This window comes from Pseudomonas sp. SF2 (assembly GCF_036858055.1).
Taxonomy (GTDB): Bacteria; Pseudomonadota; Gammaproteobacteria; order Pseudomonadales; family Pseudomonadaceae; genus Aquipseudomonas.
On the sequence record NZ_JAMBDI010000020.1, the window covers coordinates 165,401 to 190,208 of the forward strand.

General features: G+C 65.5%; 16 protein-coding genes. 7 read left to right on the top strand and 9 right to left on the bottom strand.

The window, feature by feature from the left end; translation table 11 throughout:
• Window positions 1-103: 103 nt before the first annotated feature.
• Complete coding sequence (locus M2S36_RS13590; RefSeq protein WP_207838216.1) at window positions 104-1,417, bottom strand: hypothetical protein; 1,314 nt, start codon at window positions 1,415-1,417, stop codon at window positions 104-106.
• 153 nt (window positions 1,418-1,570) lie between these two features.
• Window positions 1,571-3,064 (bottom strand): aldehyde dehydrogenase family protein, encoded by a 1,494-nt coding sequence (locus M2S36_RS13595; RefSeq protein WP_233687659.1) that lies wholly within the window; start codon window positions 3,062-3,064, stop codon window positions 1,571-1,573.
• 494 nt (window positions 3,065-3,558) lie between these two features.
• On the opposite strand from M2S36_RS13595, the gene peaA reads away from it, so the two are divergent.
• The 5 genes from peaA (at window position 3,559) to M2S36_RS13620 (ending at window position 9,896) form a co-directional block, all read left to right on the top strand.
• Entirely contained in the window at window positions 3,559-5,124 is a 1,566-nt protein-coding gene (gene peaA / locus M2S36_RS13600) for a quinohemoprotein amine dehydrogenase subunit alpha (protein ID WP_233687660.1), read from the top strand.
• A 49-nt stretch (window positions 5,125-5,173) separates the two neighbouring features.
• Complete coding sequence (gene peaB / locus M2S36_RS13605; RefSeq protein ID WP_025339352.1) at window positions 5,174-6,604, top strand: quinohemoprotein amine dehydrogenase maturation protein; 1,431 nt, start codon at window positions 5,174-5,176, stop codon at window positions 6,602-6,604.
• A gap of 1 nt (window position 6,605) precedes the next feature.
• A complete protein-coding gene (gene qhpC / locus M2S36_RS13610) occupies window positions 6,606-6,929 on the top strand; it encodes a quinohemoprotein amine dehydrogenase subunit gamma (RefSeq protein ID WP_004375838.1) in 324 nt (107 codons plus the stop codon).
• Between the two features lie 32 nt (window positions 6,930-6,961).
• Entirely contained in the window at window positions 6,962-8,083 is a 1,122-nt protein-coding gene (gene peaD / locus M2S36_RS13615; RefSeq protein ID WP_063914252.1) for a quinohemoprotein amine dehydrogenase subunit beta, read from the top strand.
• Between the two features lie 139 nt (window positions 8,084-8,222).
• Window positions 8,223-9,896 carry a fatty acid CoA ligase family protein gene (locus M2S36_RS13620; protein WP_333957277.1) on the top strand — a complete coding sequence of 558 codons (1,674 nt, stop codon included), beginning with the start codon at window positions 8,223-8,225 and terminating at the stop codon, window positions 9,894-9,896.
• Between the two features lie 129 nt (window positions 9,897-10,025).
• Here M2S36_RS13620 and mobA read toward each other — a convergent pair whose 3' ends face one another.
• The 3 genes from mobA to M2S36_RS13635 all read right to left on the bottom strand — a co-directional run bounded on the left by mobA (window position 10,026) and on the right by M2S36_RS13635 (window position 14,978).
• Window positions 10,026-10,601, bottom strand: coding sequence for a molybdenum cofactor guanylyltransferase MobA (gene mobA, locus M2S36_RS13625; RefSeq protein ID WP_233694499.1), 576 nt, complete (start codon window positions 10,599-10,601; stop codon window positions 10,026-10,028).
• A 61-nt stretch (window positions 10,602-10,662) separates the two neighbouring features.
• Entirely contained in the window at window positions 10,663-13,791 is a 3,129-nt protein-coding gene (locus tag M2S36_RS13630; protein WP_333957278.1) for an efflux RND transporter permease subunit, read from the bottom strand.
• An 11-nt stretch (window positions 13,792-13,802) separates the two neighbouring features.
• Window positions 13,803-14,978: an efflux RND transporter periplasmic adaptor subunit gene (locus M2S36_RS13635; RefSeq protein WP_207832532.1), complete on the bottom strand. Its 1,176-nt coding sequence runs from the start codon at window positions 14,976-14,978 to the stop codon at window positions 13,803-13,805.
• Between the two features lie 272 nt (window positions 14,979-15,250).
• Here M2S36_RS13635 and M2S36_RS13640 point away from each other — a divergent pair, with 272 nt between their 5' ends.
• The gene (locus tag M2S36_RS13640; RefSeq protein ID WP_003259958.1) at window positions 15,251-15,952 is read left to right on the top strand and encodes a response regulator transcription factor; all 702 of its coding nucleotides are present in this window, start codon (window positions 15,251-15,253) and stop codon (window positions 15,950-15,952) included.
• A gap of 6 nt (window positions 15,953-15,958) precedes the next feature.
• Window positions 15,959-17,257 (top strand): ATP-binding protein, encoded by a 1,299-nt coding sequence (locus tag M2S36_RS13645; RefSeq protein WP_207832533.1) that lies wholly within the window; start codon window positions 15,959-15,961, stop codon window positions 17,255-17,257.
• Window positions 17,258-17,373: 116 nt separating this feature from the next.
• Here M2S36_RS13645 and M2S36_RS13650 read toward each other — a convergent pair whose 3' ends face one another.
• The 4 genes from M2S36_RS13650 to nfrB form a co-directional block, all read right to left on the bottom strand.
• A complete protein-coding gene (locus M2S36_RS13650) occupies window positions 17,374-18,465 on the bottom strand; it encodes a GGDEF domain-containing protein (RefSeq protein WP_333957280.1) in 1,092 nt (363 codons plus the stop codon).
• Between the two features lie 141 nt (window positions 18,466-18,606).
• A complete protein-coding gene (locus M2S36_RS13655) occupies window positions 18,607-19,446 on the bottom strand; it encodes a DUF4434 family protein (RefSeq protein ID WP_333957281.1) in 840 nt (279 codons plus the stop codon).
• Window positions 19,446-22,451: a phage receptor gene (locus M2S36_RS13660; RefSeq protein ID WP_333957282.1), complete on the bottom strand. Its 3,006-nt coding sequence runs from the start codon at window positions 22,449-22,451 to the stop codon at window positions 19,446-19,448. Before M2S36_RS13660 ends, M2S36_RS13655 begins: the two co-directional genes overlap by 1 nt.
• Window positions 22,448-24,622, bottom strand: a complete 2,175-nt coding sequence (gene nfrB, locus M2S36_RS13665) for a cyclic di-3',5'-guanylate-activated glycosyltransferase NfrB (RefSeq protein WP_241105601.1) — start codon at window positions 24,620-24,622, stop codon at window positions 22,448-22,450. Before nfrB ends, M2S36_RS13660 begins: the two co-directional genes overlap by 4 nt.
• Window positions 24,623-24,808: the final 186 nt, after the last annotated feature.

Sequence of the window (24,808 nt, forward strand, 5' to 3'; positions counted from 1 at the left end):
CAAGGCCGCTCCCACAGGTTCACGCAAACCTTGAGGGCAGCGCTGTACCTGTGGGAGCGGCCTTGTGTCGCGATGGGCTGCGCAGCAGCCCCGGGATCTCGAATCAGAAGAAAGTCCCGACGATCAACTGCATGTAGGTCCCGGCATCCCGCCCACCCAGCTGCGTGCCGCCATCGGCCGCACTGCGCTCCGGTTTGTAGAACCCTACCAGCGGGCTGATCAACAGGTGGTCGTTGACCATCCATTCCACATACAGGTCCAGCTCCCGCCCACCCAGGTTGCCCTGGTCGGTGTCCAGCGTATCGAAGTCGAAATACAGTGCGCCCACGGTCAGGTTGTCCCGTGGTTTGCCCTTGAGCGCCACATGGTGCACCTGGCTGTTGCTGTTGAACGGCCCGGCATAGTTGGCCGCCACTTCACCCTGGAACCAGGTGCCATAGCCACGGCTCAGGCCATAGAACAGCGGGTCGAAATCCTCGGAAAAACGGCTGTAGCGGTAGGTGGCGGTGGGTGACCAGGGCAGTTCGGAGAAGGTCCAGTTGCCCTCCAGGTACCAGGCGTTCTCCCGCCCGCCGGTTTTGTCCTGGGTCACGTACTCGGCGGCCAGCTCCAGGTCTTTCACCCCCAGGTTGCCGCGCCCGCGCAAGCTGGCGGTGTCCATGCCGTCGCGGTGTTCCAGGCCCATGATCTGCGCGTAGCGCTGGTCCACGTCGAGGCCGCGGATCCAGCTCAGGCCCACGGTGCCGGCGTCGGTGACGTGTTCCAGGTTGGCCACCGCCAGCGAGGTGTCGGCCTGGTAGTGGTTGTCGGACTTCAGCCACATCAGGTCGCTGCGCCAGCCTTGCTTGCCGCCCAGGCGCAGCACGGCCGTGCGGTCGAAGGCCTTGCGTGCGGCCAGGTAGTAGGCGCCGCCGCGGTCGAAGTTGGCGCCCAGGTCGACCTTGCCCAGGTTCACCGGGTCGCCCTGGATCAGGAAACCGTCGCCCAGGGTCACCACTTGGCGGCCGCCGGAAATGTCCACGCCGTCTTCACCCAGGGCCGGGAACAGGTTGGCCGAGCGCCAGCCCAGGTACAGGTCTTCGACGGCGGTGCGGCGCTCGTCACCCAGGGTCAGGCCGGCGGCGTCGCCATCGCCCCAGGTAGCGGAGCTGAGCAGGTTGAAGGCGCCGTAGAGCGCGCCGCTGTCGGCCAGGGCCTGGCTGCCGCTGAGGCCGTACTTGACGTAGCCTTCCTGCCAGGCGGTGCTGCCGGGCTTGCGGTTGCCGGCCAGGTTGAAGCTTTCGTCGCTGTGGAAGGCGCCGAACAGGGCTTCGAGGTCGGCGTTGAGGGTGGTGCCGTCGTGGTTGTACAGCTCGTAGGCCTGGGTGACGGGGGCGGCGAACAGCAGGGCCAATGTGCAGGCGAGAGTGTGCCTCATGGTGTGCTCCATGTTTTTGTTGTTGTTTTCGGGGTTGCCTGTACCGGCCTCTTCGCGGGTGAACCCGCTCCCACAGGGATCTCATAATGTTCAGGCTTGTGGTGATCCTGTGGGAGCGGGTTTACCCGCGAAAGGGCCGGTACAGGCTGAAGATCAGAGCTTGATCAACACCGACTTCAGCTCGGTGTAGTGCTCGATGGCAGCGGCCCCCATCTCACGACCGACGCCGGACATCTTGTAGCCGCCAAACGGCAAGGCAGGGTCGAGGGCGCTGTGGCAGTTGACCCACACCGACCCCGACTTGATGCGCGGGATCATCCGGTGCACGGCGGCCAGGTCGTTGGACCAGATACTCGCACCCAAGCCATAGGGGTTGTCGTTGGCCATGCCGATCACTTCGTCGATGTCATCGAACGGCATTGCCACCAGCACCGGCCCGAAGATCTCTTCCTGCACCAGGCGGTGGCGCTGGTCGACATCGACGATCACCGTCGGCTTGACGAAGTAGCCCGGCCCGAAGCCCTCGCCACCGCAGGCGATGGTCGCGCCCAGCTCGCGGCCAAGCTCGATGTAGCCGGTGACGCGGTCCTGCTGCTTGGCCGAGATCAGCGGGCCCATCTGCACCGCCGGGTCCAGGCCGCTGCCCAGCTTCATGCCGTTGGCGATGCCGGCGATGTCGGCCACCACATTGTCGAAATGCTTGCGGTGCACATACAGCCGCGAGCCTGCGCAGCACACCTGGCCCTGGTTGAAGAAGATCGCCGTGGCCGCGCCGGCGGCGGCTTCCTGCAGGTTGGCATCGGGCATGACGATAGTCGGCGACTTGCCGCCGAGCTCCAGGGTGACGCGGGTCATGTTGTCCATGGCTGCCTTGCCGATCAGCTTGCCGACCTCGGTGGAGCCGGTGAAGGTCAGTTTGTCCACGCCAGGGTGGCGGCTGAGCGCGGCGCCGGCGTTCAGGCCGGTGCCGGTGACCACGTTGAACACTCCAGCCGGGTAGCCGGCTTCGTCCACCAGCTCAGCCAGCTTGAGCACGCTCAGCGGTGTTTCGTCAGCGGGCTTGAGCACCACCGTGCAGCCGGTAGCCAGGGCCGGGCCGAGCTTCCAGCAGGCCAGCAGCAACGGGAAGTTCCAGGCGACGATGGCACCGACCACACCTACTGCCTCGCGGCGGACGAAGCCGTGGAACTGGTCGTTGGGCATCAACGGCATCGAAGCTTCAACGGTGCTACCTTCGATCTTGGTGGCCCAGCCGGCCATGTAGCGCAGGAAGTCGATGGCCAGTTGCACGTCCATCACCTGGGCCACGGTGGCGCTCTTGCCGTTGTTCAGGCATTCCAGCTCGGCCAGTTGGCGGGCGTCGCGCTCCATCAGGTCGGCCAGGCGCCACAACAGGTTCTGCCGTTCGCGCGGGCGCAGGCGGCTCCACGGCGAATCATCGAAGGCCTGGCGTGCGGCACGCACCGCGCGGTCGACATCTTCGGCCTCGGCGGCGGGCACTTCACCCAGCACCTCGCCAGTGGCCGGGTTGCGGAACGACAGGGTGCGACCGCTGGCGGCGTCCTGCCAGTCGGCGCCGATGCGCATCTTCAGCTTGCGTTCGAGAAAGGCGCGGGTGGCGGGCAGGATGGGCAGTTCGGAAAGCATGGGACGGTGCCTCTTGTCATTGGATGTGACGGGCACAGGCGCAATGGGCGTGCCAAGGTCGGCAGATGGCCGCAAGCCGTTGAACGGGTTGGGTTTTATCCTGGTGCAAGGTCGGGATTGCAGGGTTGCGCTGTTGCACATTGAGACGCTGTGAGACGGTGGTGAAACAGTGGCTGTTCCGGCCTCTTCGCGGGCACGCCCGCTCCCACAGGGAATGCGCAATGCCTAGGGCCGATGCGATACCTGTAGGAGCGGGCAAGCCCGCGAAGGCCTGCGCAGCAGGCCCCTGTCTCAGGATGAAACACCCTGTCGCGAAATGGCACGCTGCAATTGGCCATCTCTGCTGGTAGCAAAGCCCGGAAAACCAGCTAAAAGCTTGAAAGGAAACATTTTTACAGCACCTGGCACAGTTCCTGTATCGCAACTGTCACATGCACACCTGCTGTACCAAAGCGTGCGACAACGATAAGAACAACAACCGTGGAGGTCTGACCTTGAAGACGACTCGACTCCGGCGGCATGCGGGCAAACTGGCGCTGGTCGCCGCCGCGCTGCTGAGCACCCAGGCCATGGCGGCCGAGCAGGGCCCGAGCCTGTTGCAGAACAAGTGCATGGGGTGCCATATCCCCGAAGGCAACGACACCTACAGCCGTATCAGCCACCAGCGCAAGACCCCGGAAGGCTGGCTGATGAGCATCGCCCGCATGCAGGTGATGCACGGCCTGCAGATCAGCGACGATGACCGCCGCACCCTGGTCAAGTACCTGGCCGACAAGCAGGGCCTGGCGCCCAGCGAAACCGATGGCGTGCGTTATGCCATGGAGCGCCGGCTGAACACCGTCGAGCAGTTCGACACCCGGCTCAGTGAAACCTGTGGCCGTTGCCACTCCGGTGCCCGCGTCGCCTTGCAGCGGCGCCCGGCCAAGGAATGGGAGCACCTGGTCAACTTCCATCTCGGCCAGTGGCCATCCCTCGAATACCAGGCCCAGGCGCGTGACCGCGACTGGTTGCCGATCGCCCTGCAGCAAGTGGTGCCCGACCTTGCCAAGCGCTACCCGCTGGAAAGCGCGGCGTGGGCGGAATGGCAGAAGGCCAGGCCCAAGGCCGATGCGCTGCCGGGCCAGTGGGCATTCAGCGGCCACATGCTGGCCAAGGGCGATGTGCGCGGGGTGATGAGTGTCACGCCTGACCAGGGCGACACCTTCAAGGTCGAGGTCAAGGGCGCTTATGCCGACGGCACACCGTTCAATGGCAGTGGCTCGGCGATCCTTTACAACGGCTATGAATGGCGTGGCAACGTCAAGGTCGGCGACGCCAACCTGCGCCAGGTGTTCGCCGCGCTGGATGGCGAAATGAAGGGCCGCATGTTCGAGGCCGACCACGATGAGCGTGGCCTGGACTTCACTGCAGTGAAGGAGGGCAAGGCGCGCCTGCTGGCGGTACAGCCGGCATTCATCAAGGTCGGTGGCGAAAGCGAAATCACCCTGGTCGGCAGCGGCCTGGCCGGCAAACCGGACCTGGGCGCCGGTGTGGAGGTGACCGAAGTACTGGAGCAGACCCCGACCCTGGTACGGGTGAAGGCCCGCGCTGCAGCCGATGCCAAGCCTGGCCAGCGCGAAGTCGCCGTAGGTGCGCTCAAGGGCGTCAACCTGGCGGTCTACGACAAGGTCGAGGAAGTGAAGGTGGTGCCGGCATTCTCCATCGCCCGCATCGGCGAAAACGGCGCCTCGGTGCCCAAGGTGCAGGGCCGTTTCGAGGCCGAAGCCTGGGGCAAGGACGCCAATGGCCAGCCGCTGCGCATCGGCTACCTGCCGGCCAGCTGGAAGGTCGAGCCGTTCAACGAGCGTGCGGTCGAGGACGAAGACGTCAAGTTCGCCGGGAAGATGCAGGCTGATGGCGTGTTCGTGCCCGGCGGCGCTGGCCCCAACCCCGAGCGCAAGATGATGACCAACAACGCTGGCAACCTGAAGGTCATCGCCACCCTGGCCGACGGTGGCCAGACGGGCGAAGGGCACATGATCGTCACCGTTCAGCGCTGGAACAACCCGCCGCTGCCGTAACGGCAGGGGGCTTACGGTTTTCCAACGGATCGATTATCGGGAGGTCGCCATGGGCGCACTACTGAACCTGGTCGAACGCAACCTGCATGAAGTGCAGGTCGATGCCGACCGCATGCTGTTCCATATCCCCAGCAGTTCGCTGTTCACCGCCGACGCGGTGACCGGCGGCATCATCGACACCCTGCGCCAGCAAGGCTGCTCGGCCGAGGAGCTGATGCAGCGCCTTGGCCAGCAGTTTGCCGGCGACGATATCCAGGACACCCTGCGCGAACTGATCGCGCTGGAACTGGTCAGCGACGGCTCGCCGCTGACCCCTGAAATCGCCCTCAAGCAGGTCGAGCGCACTGCGCTGAACACCGTGGTGCTCAACGTCAACACCGGCTGTAACCTCAGCTGCACCTACTGCTACAAGGAAGACCTGGACAAGCCGTCCGCAGGCAAGAAGATGAGCACCGCCACCGCTGAAGCCTCGGTGGAGATGCTGCTCAAGGAGTCGCCCGACGAGGAGCGCTACAGCGTGGTGTTCTTCGGTGGCGAGCCGCTGTCCAACCGGCCGCTGATCGAACACATGGTTGCCTACTGCGAGCGGCGCTTCGCCGAGGCGGGCAAGCAGGTGGAGTTCATCATGACCACCAATGCCACGCTGCTCACCGAAGAGATCATCGACTGGCTCAACGCCCACCGTTTCGGCCTGTCGATCAGCATCGACGGCCCCAAGACCGTGCACGACCGCAACCGCATCACCGTGGGCGGGCAGGGCACCTACGACGTGGTGCGGCGCAAGGTCGACATGCTGCTGTCGCGCTACCACAGCCGCCCGGTGGGGGCGCGGGTCACGCTGACCCGTGGCATCACCGACGTCGAGACCATCTGGAACCACCTGTTCAACGAGCTGGGCTTCGCTGAAGTCGGTTTTGCCCCGGTTACCTCCGGCGACATGGCCAACTTCAACCTTACCGGCGAAGAACTGGTGCAGGTGTTCGCCAACATGAAGGCGCTGGGCCGACGCTACCTGGAGGCTGCGCTGGAGCACCGCAACATCGGCTTCTCCAACCTGCACCAGTTGATCACCGACATCCACGAAGGCCACAAGAAGGCCCTGCCGTGCGGCGCCGGGCTGAAGATGCTGGCAGTGGACCACGAGGGCGAGCTGAACCTGTGCCACCGCTTCACCGGCTCCAGCCTGCCGACCTTCGGCAACGTGCACCAGGGCGTGAAGCAGGCACAGCTCAACGACTTCCTGTCGCAGCGCCTGGACCGCAGCAACACCGGCTGCGACAGCTGCCGCATCCGCAACCTGTGCTCCGGTGGCTGCTACCACGAAAGCTATGCCCGCTACGGCGACCCGCAGCACCCGACCTACCACTATTGCGAACTGATGCGCGACTGGGTCGACTTTGGCATTGAAGTCTACAGCCGCATCATGGCCGCCAACCCGGCCTTCATCGATCGCTACATCACCCCGCGGAAGGCGCACTGACATGAAGCACTTGAAGCCCCTGAACAACAAGGCGCGCATCCTCGAGCAGGCCGCCGCCGAAGACCGCGTCGAAGAAGTCATGGCCATGAGCGCGGTGGCAGGCTGCACCGCCACCACCGACCCGGGCTGGGAAGTGGACGCCTTTGGTGGCGTGAGTTCGCTGTGCCAGCCGATGGAGGCCGACCTGTATGGCTGCTCCGACCCTTGCTGGTGGCCGGCCCAGGTGCCGGACATGATGAGCACCTATCAGGACTGGAACGCCCAGGCGAGCAACTCCGCCGAAGACTGGCGCAACCTCGGCACCGTGTTCCCGAAAGACAAGTGACCGGCCCAACAAGAACGACAAGGGGAAACCGCATGAAAGCTGGACGCTGCGCGTCACTCGCGCTCACCATCGCCGCCACGGCCTGCGCCGGGCTGGTACAGGCCGCCGACACCGGGCCGGCGCTGAAGGCTGGCCACGAATACATGATCGTGACCAACTACCCGAACAACCTGCACGTGGTCGATGTGGCCAGTGACACGGTGTACAAGAGCTGCGTCATGCCCGACAAGTTCGGCCCCGGCACCGCGATGATGGCGCCGGACAACCGCACCGCCTACGTGCTCAACAACCACTACGGCGACATCTACGGCATCGACCTGGACACCTGCAAGAATACCTTCCACGCCAACCTGTCCAGCGTGCCGGGTGAGGTGGGCCGGTCGATGTACTCGTTCGCCATCAGCCCGGACGGCAAGGAGGTGTATGCCACGGTCAACCCGACCCAGCGCCTGAACGACCACTACGTGGTCAAGCCACCACGGCTGGAGGTGTTCAGCACCGCCGATGGCCTTGAGGCCAAGCCGGTACGCACCTTCCCGATGCCGCGCCAGGTGTACCTGATGCGTGCGGCGGACGATGGCAGCCTGTACGTCGCCGGGCCGGACATCTACAAGATGGACGTGAAGACCGGCAAGTACACGGTAGCCTTGCCGCTGCGCAACTGGAACCGTAAAGGCTACAGCGCCCCGGACGTGCTGTATTTCTGGCCGCACCAGAGCCCGCGCCACGAGTTCTCGATGCTGTACACCATTGCCAGGTTCAAGGATGACAAGCAGGACCCGGCCACCGCCGAGCTGCTGTATGGCTACCTGAGCGTCGACCTGAAGACCGGCAAGACTCACACCCAGGAGTTCGCCGACCTGACCGAGCTGTACTTCACCGGGCTGGTTTCGCCGAAAGACCCGAACCAGATCTACGGCGTGCTCAACCGCCTGGCCAAGTACGACCTCAAACAGCGCAAGCTGATCAAGGCGGCGAATCTGGACCACACTTACTACTGCGTGGCCTTCGACAAGAAGGGCGACAAGTTGTACCTGGGTGGCACCTTCAACGACCTGGCGGTGTTCAACCCGGATACGCTGGAGAAGGTGAAGAACATCAAGTTGCCGGGTGGCGACATGTCCACCACCACGCCGCAGGTGTTCATCCGTTAAACCGGTGTTGCTTTCTTCGCGGGTAAACCCGCTCCCACAAGGAGCTCCACAGGGGCTGAATGTGGTGCGGTCCCTGTGGGAGCGGGTTTACCCGCGAAGAGGCCCGCTCAATCAACACAAGAACATCAAGAGACCGCCCATGCCCCAGCCAAGCTACTCCCAGGGCAATCAGGACAAACCCCTGCTTACCCAGTGCATCGGCGACGCCTTCGACACCACCGTCGCCCGCTTCCCCGACCGCGAAGCCCTGGTAGTCCGCCACCAGGCCCTGCGCTACACCTGGCGGCAACTGGCCGCAGCCGTCGACCAGCACGCCCGCGCGCTGATGGCGCTGGGCGTGCAGCCCGGTGACCGCCTCGGCATCTGGGCGCCCAACTGCGCAGAGTGGTGCATTACCCAGTTCGCCAGCGCCAAGGTCGGCGCAATCCTGGTCAACATCAACCCGGCCTACCGCTCCAGCGAACTGGACTACGCCCTTGGCCAGTCCGGCTGCCGCTGGGTGATCTGCGCCGACGCATTCAAGACCTCCGATTACCACGCCATGCTGCTGGGCCTGGTCCCGGGCCTGGCCAGCGGCCAGCCGGGCAACCTGATCTGCGAGCGCTTCCCCGAGCTGCGCGGCGTGGTCAGCCTGGCCGCCGCGCCACCGCCGGGCTTCCTCGCCTGGCACGGCCTGCAAGCCCGAGCTCACGCCGTCAGTCGTGAAGCCCTGGCCGAGCGCCAGGCACAATTGCGCGGCGACGACCCGATCAACATCCAGTACACCTCGGGCACCACCGGTTTCCCCAAAGGCGCCACCCTCAGCCACAGCAACATCCTCAACAACGGCTACATGGTCGGTGAAAGCCTGGGCCTTACCGAGCATGACCGGCTGGTGGTACCGGTGCCGTTGTACCACTGCTTCGGCATGGTCATGGCCAACCTCGGCTGCATGACCCACGGCAGCACCCTGATCTACCCCAATGACGCCTTCGACCCGCTGGCGACCCTGCGTGCGGTGGCGGAAGAAAAGGCCACTGCGTTGTATGGCGTGCCGACCATGTTCATCGCCGAACTGGACCACCCGCAGCGTGGCGAGTTCGACCTGTCGAGCCTGCGCACCGGGATCATGGCCGGTGCCACCTGCCCGATCGAAGTGATGCGCCGGGTTATCGGCGAGATGCACATGGCCGAGGTGCAGATTGCCTACGGCATGACCGAGACCAGCCCGGTGTCGTTGCAGACCGGCGCCAGCGACGACCTGGAGCGCCGCGTGACCAGCGTCGGGCGTACCCAGCCGCGGCTGGAGAACAAGGTGATCGATGCTGACGGCAACACCGTGCCGCGTGGCGAGATCGGCGAGCTGTGCACGCGGGGTTACAGCGTGATGCTGGGCTACTGGAACAACCCCAAGGCCACGGCCGAAAGCATCGATGAAGAAGGCTGGATGCACACCGGCGACCTGGCGGTGATGGATGAGCAGGGCTATGTGCGCATTGTCGGGCGCAGCAAGGACATGATCATTCGTGGCGGCGAGAACATCTACCCGCGCGAACTGGAAGAGTTCTTCTTCACCCACCCGGCGGTGGCCGATGTGCAGGTGATTGGCGTGCCGTGCAGCAAGTATGGCGAAGAGATCGTGGCCTGGGTGCGGCTGCACCCGGGGCATACGGCCAGCGCGGAGGAACTGCGCGAGTGGGCGAAGGCGCGGATTGCGCACTTCAAGGTGCCCCGGTACTTCCGCTTTGTCGATGAGTTCCCGATGACGGTGACCGGCAAGGTGCAGAAGTTCCGCATGCGCGAGATCAGTGTCGAGGAGCTGTCTGCCGGGTGATGTGTTGCCTGTACCGACCACTTCGCGGGTAAACCCGCTCCCACAGGTACTGCACAGGCCCCAAGAGCAGTGGAGAACCTGTGGGAGCGGGCGTGCCCGCGAAGAGGCCAACACAGGCAGTAGATGACCTCAGCCTTGCAACAACTCCGGGCTGTTGAAGTTGCTCAACCTGCGATCATCGTCGGCACATGCCAGCCCCTGCACGGCCTCACGCAGCAAGGCCTTCTGCAAACTCCGCTCACCCGCCGCCCAGGCCTGCTCCAGCACCGGCAACACCCGGCGTGGCAGCACACTGAACATTGGCTGCCAGTACCCACCCTGGCGCACCATGGCCGCACTGTCACTGGCCACCGCCAAGCGCAGCAGGTCCTCGATCAACTCCCGGTCAACCAGCGGCGCATCACAGGCCAGCAGCACCACCCATTCATGCCGCGCCACCTTGAGCCCGGCAATCACCCCCGCCAGCGGCCCGGGGTAGTCAGCCTCGGCATCGCCCACCAACTGGTCGGCATACGCCCGGTAGGCCTCCTGATTACGGTTGCAGGAAATCACCAGATCATCGCTGAGTGGCCGTACCACGCGTTGCACATGCGCTACCAGCGGTTCGCCCTGCCAGTCGAGCAGGCCCTTGTCACGGCCGCCCATGCGCTGGCCGCGGCCACCGGCGAGAATGAGGATGGAGCAGGAGGGCAGGGCATCAGGCATGAAAAAGGGTTCCGGGCAGTCATTGCCGGGAACCCTCCCATTTCACGCGGGGCTTGTCCAGTCAGCTTTCGCGGGTCACGGTCTGCGTGTCGGCATTACCCGCCTGGTATCGCTTGGCAAGGCGCATCACCACCACGAAGAACACCGGCACGAACACCACCGCCAGGGTGGCGCTGAGCATGCCGCCGATCACGCCGGTGCCGATCGCCTGCTGGCTGGCCGAACTGGCGCCGCTGGCGATGGCCAATGGCACTACGCCCAGAATGAACGCCAGCGAGGTCATCACGATCGGCCGCAGGCGCAGGCGCGCGGCCTGCACGGCGGCATCGACGGCATCGACACCCTGGTCGGTCAGGCTCTTGGCGAACTCGATGATCAGGATGGCGTTCTTCGCCGACAGGCCGATCAGGGTGATCAGGCCGACCTTGAAGAACACGTCGTTGGGCATGCCGCGCAGGGTCACCGCCAGCACCGCACCGAGCACGCCGAGCGGCACTACCAGCAGCACTGCCGTGGGGATCGACCAGCTTTCGTACAGCGCTGCCAGGCACAGGAACACCACCAGCAACGACAGCGCCATCAGCATCGGTGCCTGGCTGCCGGACAGCCGTTCCTGCAGCGACAGGCCAGTCCATTCCAGGCCGGCGCCGGCCGGCAGCTGAGCCACCAGGCGCTCGATTTCGGCCATGGCTTCGCCCGAACTGTAGCCGGCTGCCGGCTCGCCGGAAATCGACACCGCCGGGTAGCCGTTGTAGCGGGTCAGCTGTACCGGGCCGCTGACCCACCTGGCCTGGACGAATGCGCCCAGTGGCACCATCTTGCCGCTGTCGTTGCGCACGTGAATCTTCAGCAGGTCTTCGACCTGACTGCGCTGGTCGCCTTCGGCCTGCACCACCACCCGCTGCATACGGCCCTGGTTGGGGAAGTCGTTGACGTAGCTGGAACCTACGGCCACGTCCAGCACCGTGCCGATATCGGCAAACGACACGCCCAGGGCATTGGCCTGGCGGCGGTCGATTTCCAGCTGCACCTGCGGGCTTTCCGCCAGCGAGGCTTCGCGCACGTTGGTCAGCACCTTGCTCTTGGTGGCATTGGCCAGCAGCTCGTCGCGGGCGGCCATCAGCTCGGCATGGCCCATGCCGCCGCGGTCCTGCAGGCGGAACTCGAAGCCGGTCGACTCGCCAAGGCCATCGATCGGCGGCGGCAGCACAGCGTAGGCCACGGCGTCCTTGAGCTGGGTGAAGGCCATGGTTGCGCGGTCGGCGATCGACTGGGCGCTGTCGTCGGCACCGCGTTCGGACCAGTCCTTGAGCGTGGTGAAGGCCAGTGCCGCATTCTGCCCGCTACCGGAGAAGCTGAAACCCAGGATCAAGGTGGTGTTGCCCACGCCCGGTTCCTCGGCGTTGTGCGCCTCGATCTGTGCCGCCACCTGTTCGGTGCGCATGCGGCTGGCACCTGGCGGCAGCTGGATGTCGGTGATGGTGTAGCCCTGGTCTTCGGTGGGCAGGAACGCCGTGGGCAGCTGGCTGAAGCCATAGCCCAGCACCGCCAGCAGCAGCGCGTATACCAGCAGGTAGCGGCCGCTGCGCTTGAGCGCCTGCATCACCCAGCGCTGGTAGCCGTTGCTCATGCCTTCGAAGCGGCGGTTGAACCAGCCGAAGAAGCCCTTGCGTTCATGGTGCTCGCCCTTGGCCACGGGTTTGAGCAGGGTGGCGCATAGCGCCGGTGTCAGGCTGAGCGCCAGGAACGCAGAGAACAGGATCGACACGGCCATCGACAGCGAGAACTGCTGGTAGATCACCCCCACCGAGCCTTGCATGAAGGCCATGGGCAGGAACACCGCCACCAGCACCAGGGTAATACCGACGATCGCGCCGCTGATCTGGCCCATGGCCTTGCGCGTGGCCTGCTTGGGCGGCAGGCCTTCCTCGGCCATGATCCGCTCGACGTTTTCCACCACCACGATGGCATCGTCGACCAGGATGCCGATGGCCAGCACCATGCCGAACAGGGTCAGCACGTTGACCGAGAAGCCCATGGCGAGCATCACGGCGAAGGTCCCCATCAGCGCCACCGGCACCACCAGCGTCGGGATCAGGGTGTAGCGCAGGTTCTGCAGGAACAGGAACATCACCGCGAACACCAGCAGCATGGCTTCGAACAAGGTGTTGATGACCTGCTCGATCGACACTTTGACGAATGGCGAGGTGTCGTAGGGAATGTCGTACTTGACGCCTTCCGGGAAGTAGCGCGCCAGGTCCTGCATCTTCGCCCGCACCAGGGTGGCGGTTTCCATGGCGTTGGCGCCCGGCGACAGCTGCACGCTGAAGGCGGTGGCCGGCTTGCCGTTCAGGCGCGTGCCGTACTGGTATTCCTGGGCACCGATCTCGACCCGGGCGACATCGCCGATGGTCACCGTGGAACCGTCCGGGTTGGCGCGCAGGACAATCGCAGCGAACTCCTCGGGGCTGCTCAGCTGGCCCTTGACCACCACGTTGGCGGTGATTTCCTGGGTGCTACGGCTGGGCAGGTCACCAATGCTGCCGGGGGCCACCTGGGCGTTCTGCGCGGCGATGGCCTCGGCCACGTCGTTGGGCGTAAGGTTGAAGCCGATCAGCTTGCGCGGGTCGATCCAGATGCGCATGGCACGTTCCGAACCGTACAGCTGGGCCTTGCCGACGCCCTTGAGGCGGCGGATCTCGTCCATCACGTTGCGCGCGAGGATATCCGACAGGGCGGTTTCGTCGAGCTTGCCGTCTTCGGAGGTGAGGGTGGCCAGCAGCAGGAAGCCGGTGGAGACCTTTTCCACCTGCAGGCCCTGCTGGGTCACCGGGCGTGGCAGGCGCGACTCGACCACCTTCAGGCGGTTCTGCACGTCAACCTGGGCCAGGTCCGGGTTGGTGCCCGGGGCAAAGGTGGCGGTGATGGTGGCGCTGCCCAGGCTGCTCTGCGACTCGAAGTACAGCAGGTTGTCGGCACCGTTGAGCTCCTGCTCGATCAGGCTGACCACGCTCTCGTCCATGGTCGCCGCCGAAGCGCCCGGGTACACGGCGTAGATCTCCACCTGCGGCGGGGCCACGTTGGGGTACTGGGCCACCGGCAGCTGCGGGATGGCCAGGGCACCGGCCAGCAGGATGAACAGGGCGACCACCCAGGCGAATACCGGGCGGTCGATGAAGAATTGCGGCATGAGTCAGGCCCTCACTGGCCAGTGTGCTGTGCGATGGGCGGTGCCCCTGATGCGTTGTCGACCTGCACCTGGTCACCGGCCTTGACGTGTTGCAGGCCCTCGACCACTACCTGCTCGCCGGGGGCCAGGCCTTCGCTGACGATCCAGCGGTCGCCCTGGGCGCTGCCCAGTACGACCTGGCGGTCGCTGACCCGGGCCTGCGGGTCGACCACCAGCACCTTGGGCACGCCGGCGCTGTCGCGCAGGATGGCGCGCTGCGGCACGCTCAGGCCCTTGGGCTGAACAGCCTGCTCCAGGCGCACGCGCACGTAGCTGCCGGGCAGCAGGTCGAGGTCCGGGTTGGGGAACTCGCTGCGCAGGGTGATCTGGTTGGTGCTGGGGTCGACGCTGATGTCGGAGAACAGCAGCTTGCCCGGCAGCGGGTAGGTGCTGCCGTCGTCCTGGATCAGCGTGGCACGGGCCTGGCCGTCACCGACCTGCTGCAGCTCGCCTGCACGCAAGGCGCGGCGCAGGGCGTTGAGTTCGCGAGTCGACTGGGTGACATCGGCGTGGATCGGGTCCAGTTGCTGGATGGTCGCCAGCGGCGTGGTCTCGTTCTGCCCGACCAGCGCACCTTCGGTGACCTGGGCGCGGCCGATACGGCCGGAAATCGGCGCGGTCACGGTGGCGTAGCCGAGGTTGAGGCGGGCGCGCTCCAGAGCGGCCTTGGCCTCGGCCACTGCGGCATCGGCCTGCAGGTAGCTGGCCTTGGCGTTGTCGTATTCCTGGCGGCTGACGGCCTTGTCGTCGACCAGCTCGCGGTAGCGCTGCTCTTGCAGGCGCGCCTGGTACAGGGTGGCCTCGGCCTTGGCCAGGGTGGCGCGGGCACTGTCATGGTCGGCCTTGAACGGTGCCGGGTCGATCAGGAACAGCACATCGCCCTGCTTGACGTCGCTGCCTTCGCGGTACACCCGCTTGAGCACCACGCCCGCGACCCGCGCGCGCACTTCGGCGGTGCGCGGCGCGAGGATGCGACCGCTCAGCTCACTGCTGATGGCCAGTGGCTGCAGTTGCAGGGTTTCCACCCGCACTTGCGGGGTGGGGGCTTGCTCATCCTGTTCGGCGCTGTCGTCGCAGCCGGCCAGGGACAGGCTCAGAAACGCCAGAAGCGCCAATGGGCGCAGGCGTGGGGGGAGGGTAGTAGACATACGGATCTTCCGATGATGACCGCCTGTATGCTACGGCAGGCGTTCCTTGGGTGGCTGTTAATACCTGTAGGACGAGTGTGAAAAAGTGTGAAGAACAATCCTGTCTACCTGTAGTGTTCTATATCCTGAGTATTCCTGTGCCGGCCTCTTCGCGGGTAAACCCGCTCCCACAGGGACCGCACAGCATCTGGAACCTGTGTGGTCCCTGTGGGAGCGGGTTTACCCGCGAAGAGGCCGGCAAGGCCTACCTCAACCCAGATTCCCAAGCGCCTATGCCGAATATTTTCCTGGTCGAAGACGACAGCGCCCTGTCCGAGCTGATCGCCAGTTACCTGCAACGCAACGACTTCCATGTTCAGGTGATCGCCCGTGGCGATCATGTGCTGGACGAGTATCGTCGGCAAAAGCCTGACCTGGTCATCCTCGACCTGATGCTGCCGGGCATCGATGGCTTGCAGCTGTGCCGCCTGCTGCGCCAGGAGTCGCAGGGCCTGCCGATCCTGATGCTGACCGCCCGCGATGACAGCCACGACCAGGTCCTGGGCCTGGAAATGGGCGCTGACGACTACGTGACCAAGCCCTGCGAGCCGCGTGTGCTGCTGGCCCGCGTGCGCACCCTGCTGCGCCGCAGCAGCGTCAACGAGCCGCGCCTGGACAACGACCTGATCCTGATCGGTGGCCTGCGCATCGACCTGGCCGAGCGCACCGTGAGCTGGCGCGGCGAAGAGGTGGAGCTGTCCAGCGGCGAGTACAACCTGCTGGTGGTACTGGCGCGCAATGCTGGCGAAGTGCTGAACCGCGACCGCATCCTGCAGCAGCTGCGTGGTATCGAGTTCAACGGCACTGACCGCTCGGTGGATGTAGCCATCTCCAAGCTGCGGCGCAAGTTCGACGATAACGCCGGCGAAGCGCGCAAGATCAAGACCGTGTGGGGCAAGGGCTACCTGTTCAGCCGCGTCGAGTGGGAGTGCTGACCGCCCATGCTGAAGATACTGGTGCGGCTGTACCTGGTGATCATCGTCGCCTATGCCGGTGCGCTGTTGTTCATCCCTGACACCATCGTCGGCCTGTTCCAGGACCGCTTCATGGCTTACAACCTGGACCAGGCCAAGGGTGTGCAGTCGTTGATCGTGCGCCAGTTCCGCCAGGCCCCGCGCGAGCAGTGGCCGGCAGTGGAGCAGGAGCTGGCCAGTGATTTCGCGCCGCTGGAACTGCAGCTGCTGCGCATGGACCAGGCCGACTTGAGCGAGGATGAGCAGGCGCGCCTGGAGCACGGCCTGTACGCCGTGCGCATTGCCGAATGGGGTTATTACGAGACGGTGCTGGCGCCGCTGGACAAGGAATGGCTGGTGCGCCTGCACTCACCGCCAGACCCGCTGGACATCAACGTGCTGTCGTGGGGCGTGACCGTACTGATCGGTGCGGCCATGCTCGGCTGCCTGCTGCTGTGGGTATGGCCGCACTGGCGCGACCTGGAGCGCCTCAAGGAAACCGCCCGGCGCCTGGGCCAGGGTCAGATGGCCGAGCGTACGCACATTTCACCGCACTCCAACATCGGTGAGCTGGCCGGGGTGTTCGACACCATGGCCAGTGACCTGGAGCGCCACGTCAACCAGCAGCGCGAGCTGCTCAATGCAGTGTCGCACGAGCTGCGCACGCCGCTGACCCGGCTGGATTTCGGCCTGGTGCTGCTGTTCGACGAGGTGCCGCCGGCCAGCCGCAAACGCCTGCTGGGGCTGGTGGGGCATGTGCGGGAGCTGGATGAGCTGGTGCTGGAGCTGTTGTCCTACAGCCGGCTGTACAACGCCGACCAGGCCCGCGAGCGGGTCGAGGTGTCGTTGCTGGAGCTGGTCGACAGCGTGCTCGGTGGCTTTGCCGAGGAACTCGATGGCCGGGGTATCCAGTGGGAGGTGCGGGCCGAGGGTGATTTGCCGCGTTTTGTGCTGGACCCGCGGCTGACGGCACGGGCGGTGCAGAACCTGGTGCGCAATGCCATGCGTTACTGCGACGAGAGCCTGTTGCTGCGCTTGCGCCTGGAAGAGGATGGTGCCTGCCTGGTGACGGTCGAGGATGACGGGATTGGTATTCCGGTGGAGGAGCGCGAACGGATTTTCCAGCCGTTCTACCGCCTGGACCGTAGCCGCGACCGCAATACCGGCGGGTTTGGCCTGGGGTTGGCGATCAGCCGGCGGGCGATCGAGGGGCAGGGTGGCACCTTGACCGTGGCGCAGTCGGCGCTGGGTGGGGCGCAGTTCCGGATTCGTTTGCCTGCCGGGTGATGGGTTGCCTGTGCCGGCCCTTTCGCGGGTAAACCCGCTCCCACAAGGACCGCACAGATTTCAACCACTGTGGCGCACTTGTGGGAGCGGGTTTACCCGCGAAAGGGCCGGGCCTGCTAACCCTGCTCTGCCAGCTGGCTGGACCACAGCACAAAGCGGTCCTTGCCGCTGTGCTTGGCCTCGTACAGCGCCTGGTCGGCGCGCACCAGCGCCGTTGTCAGGCTGTCGCCCTGGTCCACCCGGGCCAGGCCGATGCTGACAGTCACCGGGTGCTCGCCAACGTCCTCGCGCACCCGTTGGCACAACGCCGCCACCCGTTGCTCGGCGCCTTGCTGGTCCAGCCCGTGGAAAAAGATCGCGAACTCCTCACCGCCCAGTCGGGCAAACTCGTAACCGGCCATGCTCGCTTTGATATGCAGGGCCACGCGCTTGAGCACTTCATCGCCCACGTCATGGCCGAAACGATCATTTACCCGTTTGAAGTTGTCGATGTCGATCATCGCCAGGTACTGCTCGGCCGTTGCCAGGCGCATCTGGCGGCCGGCCTGGGCCATGAACGAGCGGCGGTTGGGGATTTCGGTCAGGGCGTCGACATAGGCCTGTTCCAGCAGCACCTTGGACAGATAGAAGTTGTGCAGCTTGGCCTTGCGCATCTGCAGGTAGCTGTAGATGACCAGGCCGCTGAGGAACACCGCGTAGCTGAACAGCATGGCGCCTTCGAGCGCGTCCGCTTCGATACGGGTGTGGTAGAACGGGTTAAGCACCAACCAGGTGATGGCCATGGCACAGAAGAACGACCAGCGCCGAACCGGGAGCACCGACACCGCATACAGCACGGTGGAGACCCCGAGTACCAGCCACACCGGGCGCAGGGTCACCGGGATGCCATCGATCACCAGGCGCATGCCCACAGTGATGGTGGCGATGAACAGCAGGTTGAGCACGTCGAAGTGATGGCTGCGACGGGTAAAGCGCAACACCACGGTGAGGCTGATGAGCAGGGTGATGAACAGATAGGACAGCCAGGTGAAACCCTGGCCGCCGAGGAAGCTGACGATCAGGTCGAAGACCAGCCAGATCAGGATGCTGACGCTGAATACCAGCAGGCAGAACGGGCGCATGGCTTCGAATTCGTGCTGGCGGAATTCGGCGCGCAGGGCGGCGGGGGCGACCTGTTTGCGAACGTGGGCTTCGATGGTCTTGAACATCGCTGGGCTCCTGAGAGTACTGCTTTACCAGGCCTGGCCCTTTCGCGGGTAAACCCGCTCCCACAGGCCTCCCACAGCACTGGAAATCTGTGCGGTCCCTGTGGGAGCGGGTTTACCCGCGAAGAGGCCGGGCCTGGAGACTCAATTGGTGGGCAGAACACCCCGGGCCCATGGCCGGTAACGCAGGTCGAACACCGCCTCGGCATGGCACCCGCCGGTCAGCTTCGGTTGGGAAGGCTCAGCCCGAAACGCCTGCCCTGGCGCGCTCACCTGGCGGAACGCCTCGCGTACCACGCCCACCCGGCACGGCAAGGCCTGTTCGTAACCCTGACTTACCGGCACGGGCAGGCGCCTGGTCCCGGCGCCATCCTGCCACCACACAGTCAAGCCCAGCCCGGCCAGTTGATCCAGCCAGGCGGCATTGACTCGCGGCGACAGTTTGCCGGCGCTGAAGGCGCTGATGTGCAATGGCTTGTCCAGCTGCCGGTTGAAGGCCTGCAACTGGCTGTGCAGGGCATCACGGCGTTCGGCCTCGCGAAAATGATGGTCGTCCAGCTCCATGGGCAGGTACCAGCCGTCCACCGGCAACTGCCACCCCTGGCGCAGTTGCTGGTACTGGCTGAGCGAGCGCCCCAGCTGCGCTTTCCAGTAGCTGTTCAGGCCTTCGCCATCCAGCTCGTCGAGGCGCTGGTAGTAGGCCGGGTCCATGTACAGCCCCAGCACCAGTTGCAGCCCCTGGGCACGCGCGCTGCGCAGGCTGTTGGCCAGCCAGCCCTGGGCGCCGCCGAAATCGCTGTCGCCATAGGCGCTCCATTGCACGATCAGGGTCTTGCCGCCCTGGGCCACGGTGGCGTGCCACAGTTGCTGCCACTGGGCGGGGGTGACATTGGCATCGCGGTTGAGGGGTTGGTAGAACAGGCGCTGATCGGCGCTGGCCGGCAGGCACAGGGCAAGCAGGCAGAGGGCCAGGAACGCACGCATCAGAAGGTCATCTCCGCACCGACCAGCACGCCGTTGGCGCGCTCGTATAGATTGCCGCCCAGCGATTGCTGGTACTCGGCACGCACTTTCAGCGAACCGCGGTAGGCGTTGTAGCGATCGTCATCGAACCACCATTGCCAGCGCACACCAACCCCGGCCCGGGTGTCCTGGCGCCAGTCGTTGCTCGGGTCCTGGCTGGAAAACTCGACAAAGCCATAGGGCATGATGGTTTGCGGTGAGCTGCCCGGCAGCTTCCAGGCGTGGCCCTGTTGGTAGCGCGACAGCCAGGCGTGGTCGCCGGCACGGGTCCACCAGGCGGCGTCGAGATAGAGGAAGCGCTCGTTCCAGTCGTCTTCATCGACGCGCCAGTCGTTGCGCCAGTCGCCCTGGTCGAGAAACGAGGCGGTGGCACGCAACAGCAGGTCGTTGCTCGATTCGGCGTGGTGACGCAAATCGCCCCAGTTGCCACCGACCTTGGCCGGGCTCAGCAGCTGGCCCAGGCTCAGGCCGCGGTAGTGCTCTTCGTCGATCTGTCGCTGGTGGTACAGCTCGGCATACAGGTTGAGGTTGGCCTGGCCGAGTGGCTTGTAGCGCAGGCCGACGCCGGTACCCATGCTTTGCGCATAGTCGGTGCGGCTTTGCCCACCGAACAGCACCCGGCCATACACCGACAGGGTGCTGCCGTTGCGGCTGGGCTCTTCGCCCAGGGCGTGGTCCCACATGGCCAGTTGCACGTTCTGCGATTGCGCGCGGCGCGAAGTGCCGCTGCGCTGGCCATTGTCGAGGAACTTGTCGTTGGTCGAGGTGCCGGCCGGCGACCAGGTGCTGGCCAGGGTGATGGTGTCGCGTCGCGACAGGCTTTCGTGGGCGCGGCGCTGGCGGTACTTGCGGGCCTCCAGGCTGCCGTATTCGTCGTCGCCGTCGACCAGGTCCTGCTCCACATCGAGGATGCGGCGCAGTTCCCGGCGCGCCGAAGCGCTGTCTTCGGCTTCGTCATAGCGCAGGGCCAGCGTTTCGCCAAGGCGGTAGTCCTCGGGGAAGTCGTGGGTGGCGCGTTCCAGGTAGGGGATCGACTGGCGGCGCTGGGCCTTGTCCGTCGAGCCGGCCAGGCGCATGCCGTAGTCGGCGCGGTAGCGTGGCTGGTCGGGTGCCAGGCGCACGGCTTCGGCCAGCCAGGCGCTGCTCTGGGCACTGTCGCCGGCCAGTAGCGCGGTGCTGGAGGCGGCGTAGTAGTGGTCGGCCCGCGGGTTGTGCGCCAGGGCCTGGCGCTGGAAGCCCAGCGCGGCCTGGTAATCGCCCTGGCGCTGGGCGATGGCGGCACCCAGGGCCCAGTCGTCGGCGCCATTGTGCGCGGCAGCGTCCCAATAGCGCCGGGCCGCTTGCGCGTCGCCAGCGTTCAGCGCGCCACGGGCGGCGGTGAGGCGGGCGTTGTCGGTCCAGGCGCTGTCGGGCAAGCTGCGCCAGATGGGCAGGGCGGCCTCGGAATCCCCGGCTGCCTCGAGGGCGTAAGCCAGTGGCAGGCGGTTGCCGCTGTCGCCCAGGCGCTCGGCGGCCTGGTAGTAGACCACCGCTTCGCCGGGCTGGTCGGGCATGGCGCAGCGGCCCAGGGCGCGGTATTGGCCAGGTTCGCTCGGGGTAGCCGGTACGGCCTGGCGCACGGCATCGCACTGGCCAGCCTCGGCCAGGCGGCCGAGCAGCTGGGCACGAGTACCGGCGTCGACCCGAGGGATCAGGCTGAGCATGCGGCGGCTGTCCAGCGGCCCGTCGTTACGCGCATACAGGTTGCCCAGGCGCTGCAGCAGTGACGGCGCAAGGCGGCCCTGGTGCCGGTCGTAGGCTTGCTCCAGCAGTTGCCGGGCGCGTTCGCCGTGGCCCTGTTGCGTCAGCAGGAAGGTGGCCTGCTCCAGCGCGGCCAGGTCGCCGCTCTGCCGATAGCGTTGCTCCCATTCGGCGGCGGTGCGTGGTTGAGGGGGCTGTGGCGGGTCGCCGTACAGGCGTTGCCTGAGCACGGCGTAGGCCCTTGGGTCGGTGCTGGCGGTGCAGCCCTTGAACTGCTCGCGCGCCAGCTCCGGGTCGCGGCGCGACAGCCAGTCGACGGTTTCCAGGCAGGGGCGTTGCAGTTGGTTGCTCAGGCGCTGTACCAAGGGGGCGTCGTGGCCTTCGCGGGCCAGCTCCCACAGTTGCTGGCGCTGCTCTGGCTGGTTCAGCTGCGCGGCCGGCAGTGCTTGCAGCCAACGCTGGGCCTGCTGGTTCTGGCCGACAGCGATGGCGCGGTTGGCCATGGCCAGGCGGGCCTGGTTGGCTGCTTCAGGGGAAGGGGCGCTGGCCAGCAGCGCGTTCAGCCCTTTTTCATCCACCTGCTGGATATAGGCATTGGCCAGGCGCTGCCAGTCCTGCGCGGGCAACTGGCCTTGGTCGGCCAGCGGCTGCAGCTGTTCGATGGTTTCCTTCCAGTTGCGCAGTTGTTCGGCGAAGTTGGCCCGGGCCAGGCGCAGCACCTGGCCGTCCCTCTGTGGTGGCAACTGGTTGAGCCAGTCCAGCGCCTTGGCGGCGCCACCGAATTTCGCCAGGCTCAGGCTGTAGGCCTGCCACAGGCGCACCCGATTGGTGCCATCGCTGGTGGCCAGCCATTGTTCCACCTGGCTGGCCGGCGGCGGGTCCTGTTCGATCCAGGTCAGGCGCAGTTCAAGCAGGGCGTTGGCGTATTCGGGGCTGCCGTCCAGCTGTTCGGCCAGGGCTTCGGCCTCCTTGTAGCGGCGCTGGTGAGCCAGGGCCTCCACCAGCAGCGTGCGGGCTTCGTCGTTGTTCGGTACCCGGCCCAGCACGTGGCGGGTCAGGCGTTCGACCTCGGCCCAGTTGTCCTTCTTCGCTTCGCGGTAGCTGCGCTCCATGAACGGGTAGCTGGTGAACCGCTGGAAGTCGGTCATCGGCGCCGAAGCCGAGGCGGGCAGGGCGGCGGAGCATAGCAACAGGCCAGTGAAGGTGAGGGAAAAGCGCGGCTTCATGCCACCTCCCGGGTCAGGTCAAAGGCGGCCTGCTGTTCGCTGGCCTGTTCGGTCAGGGCCTGCTGCAGCACCTGCTCGGTGATGATGCCGCGAGCGATCAGGTGCTCGCCGAGGCTCTGGTGTTCCGGGTCGAAGTCGATCAGCGCCTGGTTGAACAGGGTGACCGGGACCATGCCGCGCACCTGCAGCAGCGCGCCGAGCATTACCTGGTGGTGGCTGACCCGCTCCAGCAGCGCTTCGTCATCCTGGTGGCGTGCGAGGATGGCCAGCATCTCGCGGGTTTCCGGCTTCTGCCAAGGGCTTGGGTAGTGGTAGCGCAGGCCCAGGGTCACCCGGCCCTGGGGCGCCAGGCGGGCGCTGACCGGGCGCTTCAGGTGGCGGCTGATTACCCCCAGCGACACCTGGCTCACCGGGCTTTCGCTGGCCAGCAGCAGCGTGTCGCCGTCTTCGGCCACTGGCAGCACGCCATAGTGCGTCGCCAGCTTGCGCGGCAGTTTGGCGATCAGTTGCGGGTCGAGCTTGAACGGGTTGAGCGGTGCCCAGGGCAGGTCCAGTTGCTCGGCCAGGGTGGCCACCAACTGTTCGCTGTTCAGCCAGCCGCGCAGCAGCAGCTCGCGGCCCAGGCGCCGGCGTACCGGGCTGGTGATCGCCTGTTGCAGCTGTTCGTCGCTGATCAGACCCTTGGCCACCAGGCGCTGGCCCAGCGGCGTGCGAGCGGGGGCGGCGATGGCGGGGAATTCGTGGGTGGTCTTGTCCCAGGCCACACGCCGCGAGTCGCCCATTTCCATCACCTGGCGCAGGGCACGCAGGTTGGCGAAGAAGTTGACGAAGTTGCTCCACATCATCCGCGGCGCCGACAGCAAGCCTTCGCCGATGCCATAGAAGCGGGTGACGAACCAGGCGCGCTGGAACAGGCGGTTGAACAGCATCAGCCCGTTCAGCCACAGCAAAGTGGTCAGCAGCCAGCTGTCGCTGAGGATCGACATGAAGCGCCACGACTCTGGCGCAATCACCGTGACCAGCCACATGGCCAGCAACACCAGCAGCAACAGGTTGACCAGGAAACTCAGCAGGTAGGCGAACAGGCCGCGGCGGTCACGCCAGAGGAAGTAGTTGAGCGCGCCCTTGCGGCTCCAGCCCAGGTTGCTGGTGCCCTGGAAGACGATGCCGACAATCCACCGCGACTTCTGCCGTATGGCATGCTGCCAGTCGCGCGGGAAGTGCTCGCGCACGCAGATCACCTGGGCGAATTCACGGCTCATGCCCGGGCGCCATTCCTGCTTCAGGGTCAGCGCCGGGTCGGTGATGGAATAGCGGGCAAAAATGCACTTCATGCCCTTTTGCTTCAGGCGAAAACCGATGTCGTAGTCTTCGGTGAGGCTCTGCACGTCGAAGGCGATGCCGTCGCCGTCCTCGAGCAGCGCACTGATGGCGCGGCGGCTGAAGCAGGTGCCGACCCCGGCGCTGGGCACCTGGCCGGTCAGTGCCTCGCGCACGATCACGTCCTTGCCGTGGTTTTCGGCGAACTCGTCGACATAGTGGCCGGCGGTGAAACCTTTCCATTCCGGTGCATAGGGGTACACGGGGATCTGGATCATGTCCTTGTTCGGCAACAGGTAGTTGAACAGGCGCAGTTCCATGGGCGAGATCACATCTTCGGCGTCGTGCAGGATGAAGCCGGCGAACTCGATGCCGGCGTCCTGCTGGAAGCGCAGCAGCGCGTCGATGATGTTGTTCAGGCAGTCGGCCTTGCTGGTAGGGCCGGGGCGGGCGCAGACCACCTTGTGCACGTTGGGGTAGTGCAGGCACACCGCGTCGACATCGGCCTGGGTTTGCGGGTCGTTGGGGTAGGTACCGACGAAGATCTGGTAGTTCTCGTAGTCGATGGTCGAGGCAGCCAGGCGCGCCATCTCACCGACCACGCCCACTTCGTTCCAGGCTGGGACCATGATGGCCAGAGGCTTCTCCGGTACCTCGTACAGGCGTTTTTCGTCGGCTTTCTCGTACTTGTCGTAGATGCGAAAACGCCGGATAAGCTTGCGGCCCCAGTAGCACAGGTCGATGAACAGGTCATCCAGGCCCAGCAGGAACATCAGCGAGGCCAGGACGATCGCGAGGATCTTCAGGCCGAACAGCACGTAGGTGAGAAAATCGATGAATGCCAGGCTCATGTGGCGGACACCGGCAGGAAGGGGTGGGCCATCGTCTTTATCCTCGTTCGATTCCCTGGACGAAGTTGTACGACTTGTCGCCGTTTGTACTGGATAGATACAAGCAGCCGAACGCAGGCTTGTCCAAATTTCTGGCTTTTTCTTGTGGGCCACTTCTTGTAGCTTTACAGGTCGTTGAACCAGGGA

What these genes read in the sequence shown, in the direction of transcription:
- M2S36_RS13590 (WP_207838216.1), bottom strand. Translation starts at nt 1,417, where the DNA reads ATGAGGCACACTCTCGCCTGCACATTGGCCCTGCTGTTCGCCGCCCCC.
- M2S36_RS13595 (WP_233687659.1), bottom strand. Translation starts at nt 3,064, where the DNA reads ATGCTTTCCGAACTGCCCATCCTGCCCGCCACCCGCGCCTTTCTCGAA.
- peaB (WP_025339352.1), top strand. Translation starts at nt 5,174, where the DNA reads ATGGGCGCACTACTGAACCTGGTCGAACGCAACCTGCATGAAGTGCAG.
- qhpC (WP_004375838.1), top strand. Translation starts at nt 6,606, where the DNA reads ATGAAGCACTTGAAGCCCCTGAACAACAAGGCGCGCATCCTCGAGCAG.
- peaD (WP_063914252.1), top strand. Translation starts at nt 6,962, where the DNA reads ATGAAAGCTGGACGCTGCGCGTCACTCGCGCTCACCATCGCCGCCACG.
- M2S36_RS13620 (WP_333957277.1), top strand. Translation starts at nt 8,223, where the DNA reads ATGCCCCAGCCAAGCTACTCCCAGGGCAATCAGGACAAACCCCTGCTT.
- mobA (WP_233694499.1), bottom strand. Translation starts at nt 10,601, where the DNA reads ATGCCTGATGCCCTGCCCTCCTGCTCCATCCTCATTCTCGCCGGTGGC.
- M2S36_RS13630 (WP_333957278.1), bottom strand. Translation starts at nt 13,791, where the DNA reads ATGCCGCAATTCTTCATCGACCGCCCGGTATTCGCCTGGGTGGTCGCC.
- M2S36_RS13635 (WP_207832532.1), bottom strand. Translation starts at nt 14,978, where the DNA reads ATGTCTACTACCCTCCCCCCACGCCTGCGCCCATTGGCGCTTCTGGCG.
- M2S36_RS13640 (WP_003259958.1), top strand. Translation starts at nt 15,251, where the DNA reads ATGCCGAATATTTTCCTGGTCGAAGACGACAGCGCCCTGTCCGAGCTG.
- M2S36_RS13645 (WP_207832533.1), top strand. Translation starts at nt 15,959, where the DNA reads ATGCTGAAGATACTGGTGCGGCTGTACCTGGTGATCATCGTCGCCTAT.
- M2S36_RS13650 (WP_333957280.1), bottom strand. Translation starts at nt 18,465, where the DNA reads ATGTTCAAGACCATCGAAGCCCACGTTCGCAAACAGGTCGCCCCCGCC.
- M2S36_RS13655 (WP_333957281.1), bottom strand. Translation starts at nt 19,446, where the DNA reads ATGCGTGCGTTCCTGGCCCTCTGCCTGCTTGCCCTGTGCCTGCCGGCC.
- M2S36_RS13660 (WP_333957282.1), bottom strand. Translation starts at nt 22,451, where the DNA reads ATGAAGCCGCGCTTTTCCCTCACCTTCACTGGCCTGTTGCTATGCTCC.
- nfrB (WP_241105601.1), bottom strand. Translation starts at nt 24,622, where the DNA reads ATGAGCCTGGCATTCATCGATTTTCTCACCTACGTGCTGTTCGGCCTG.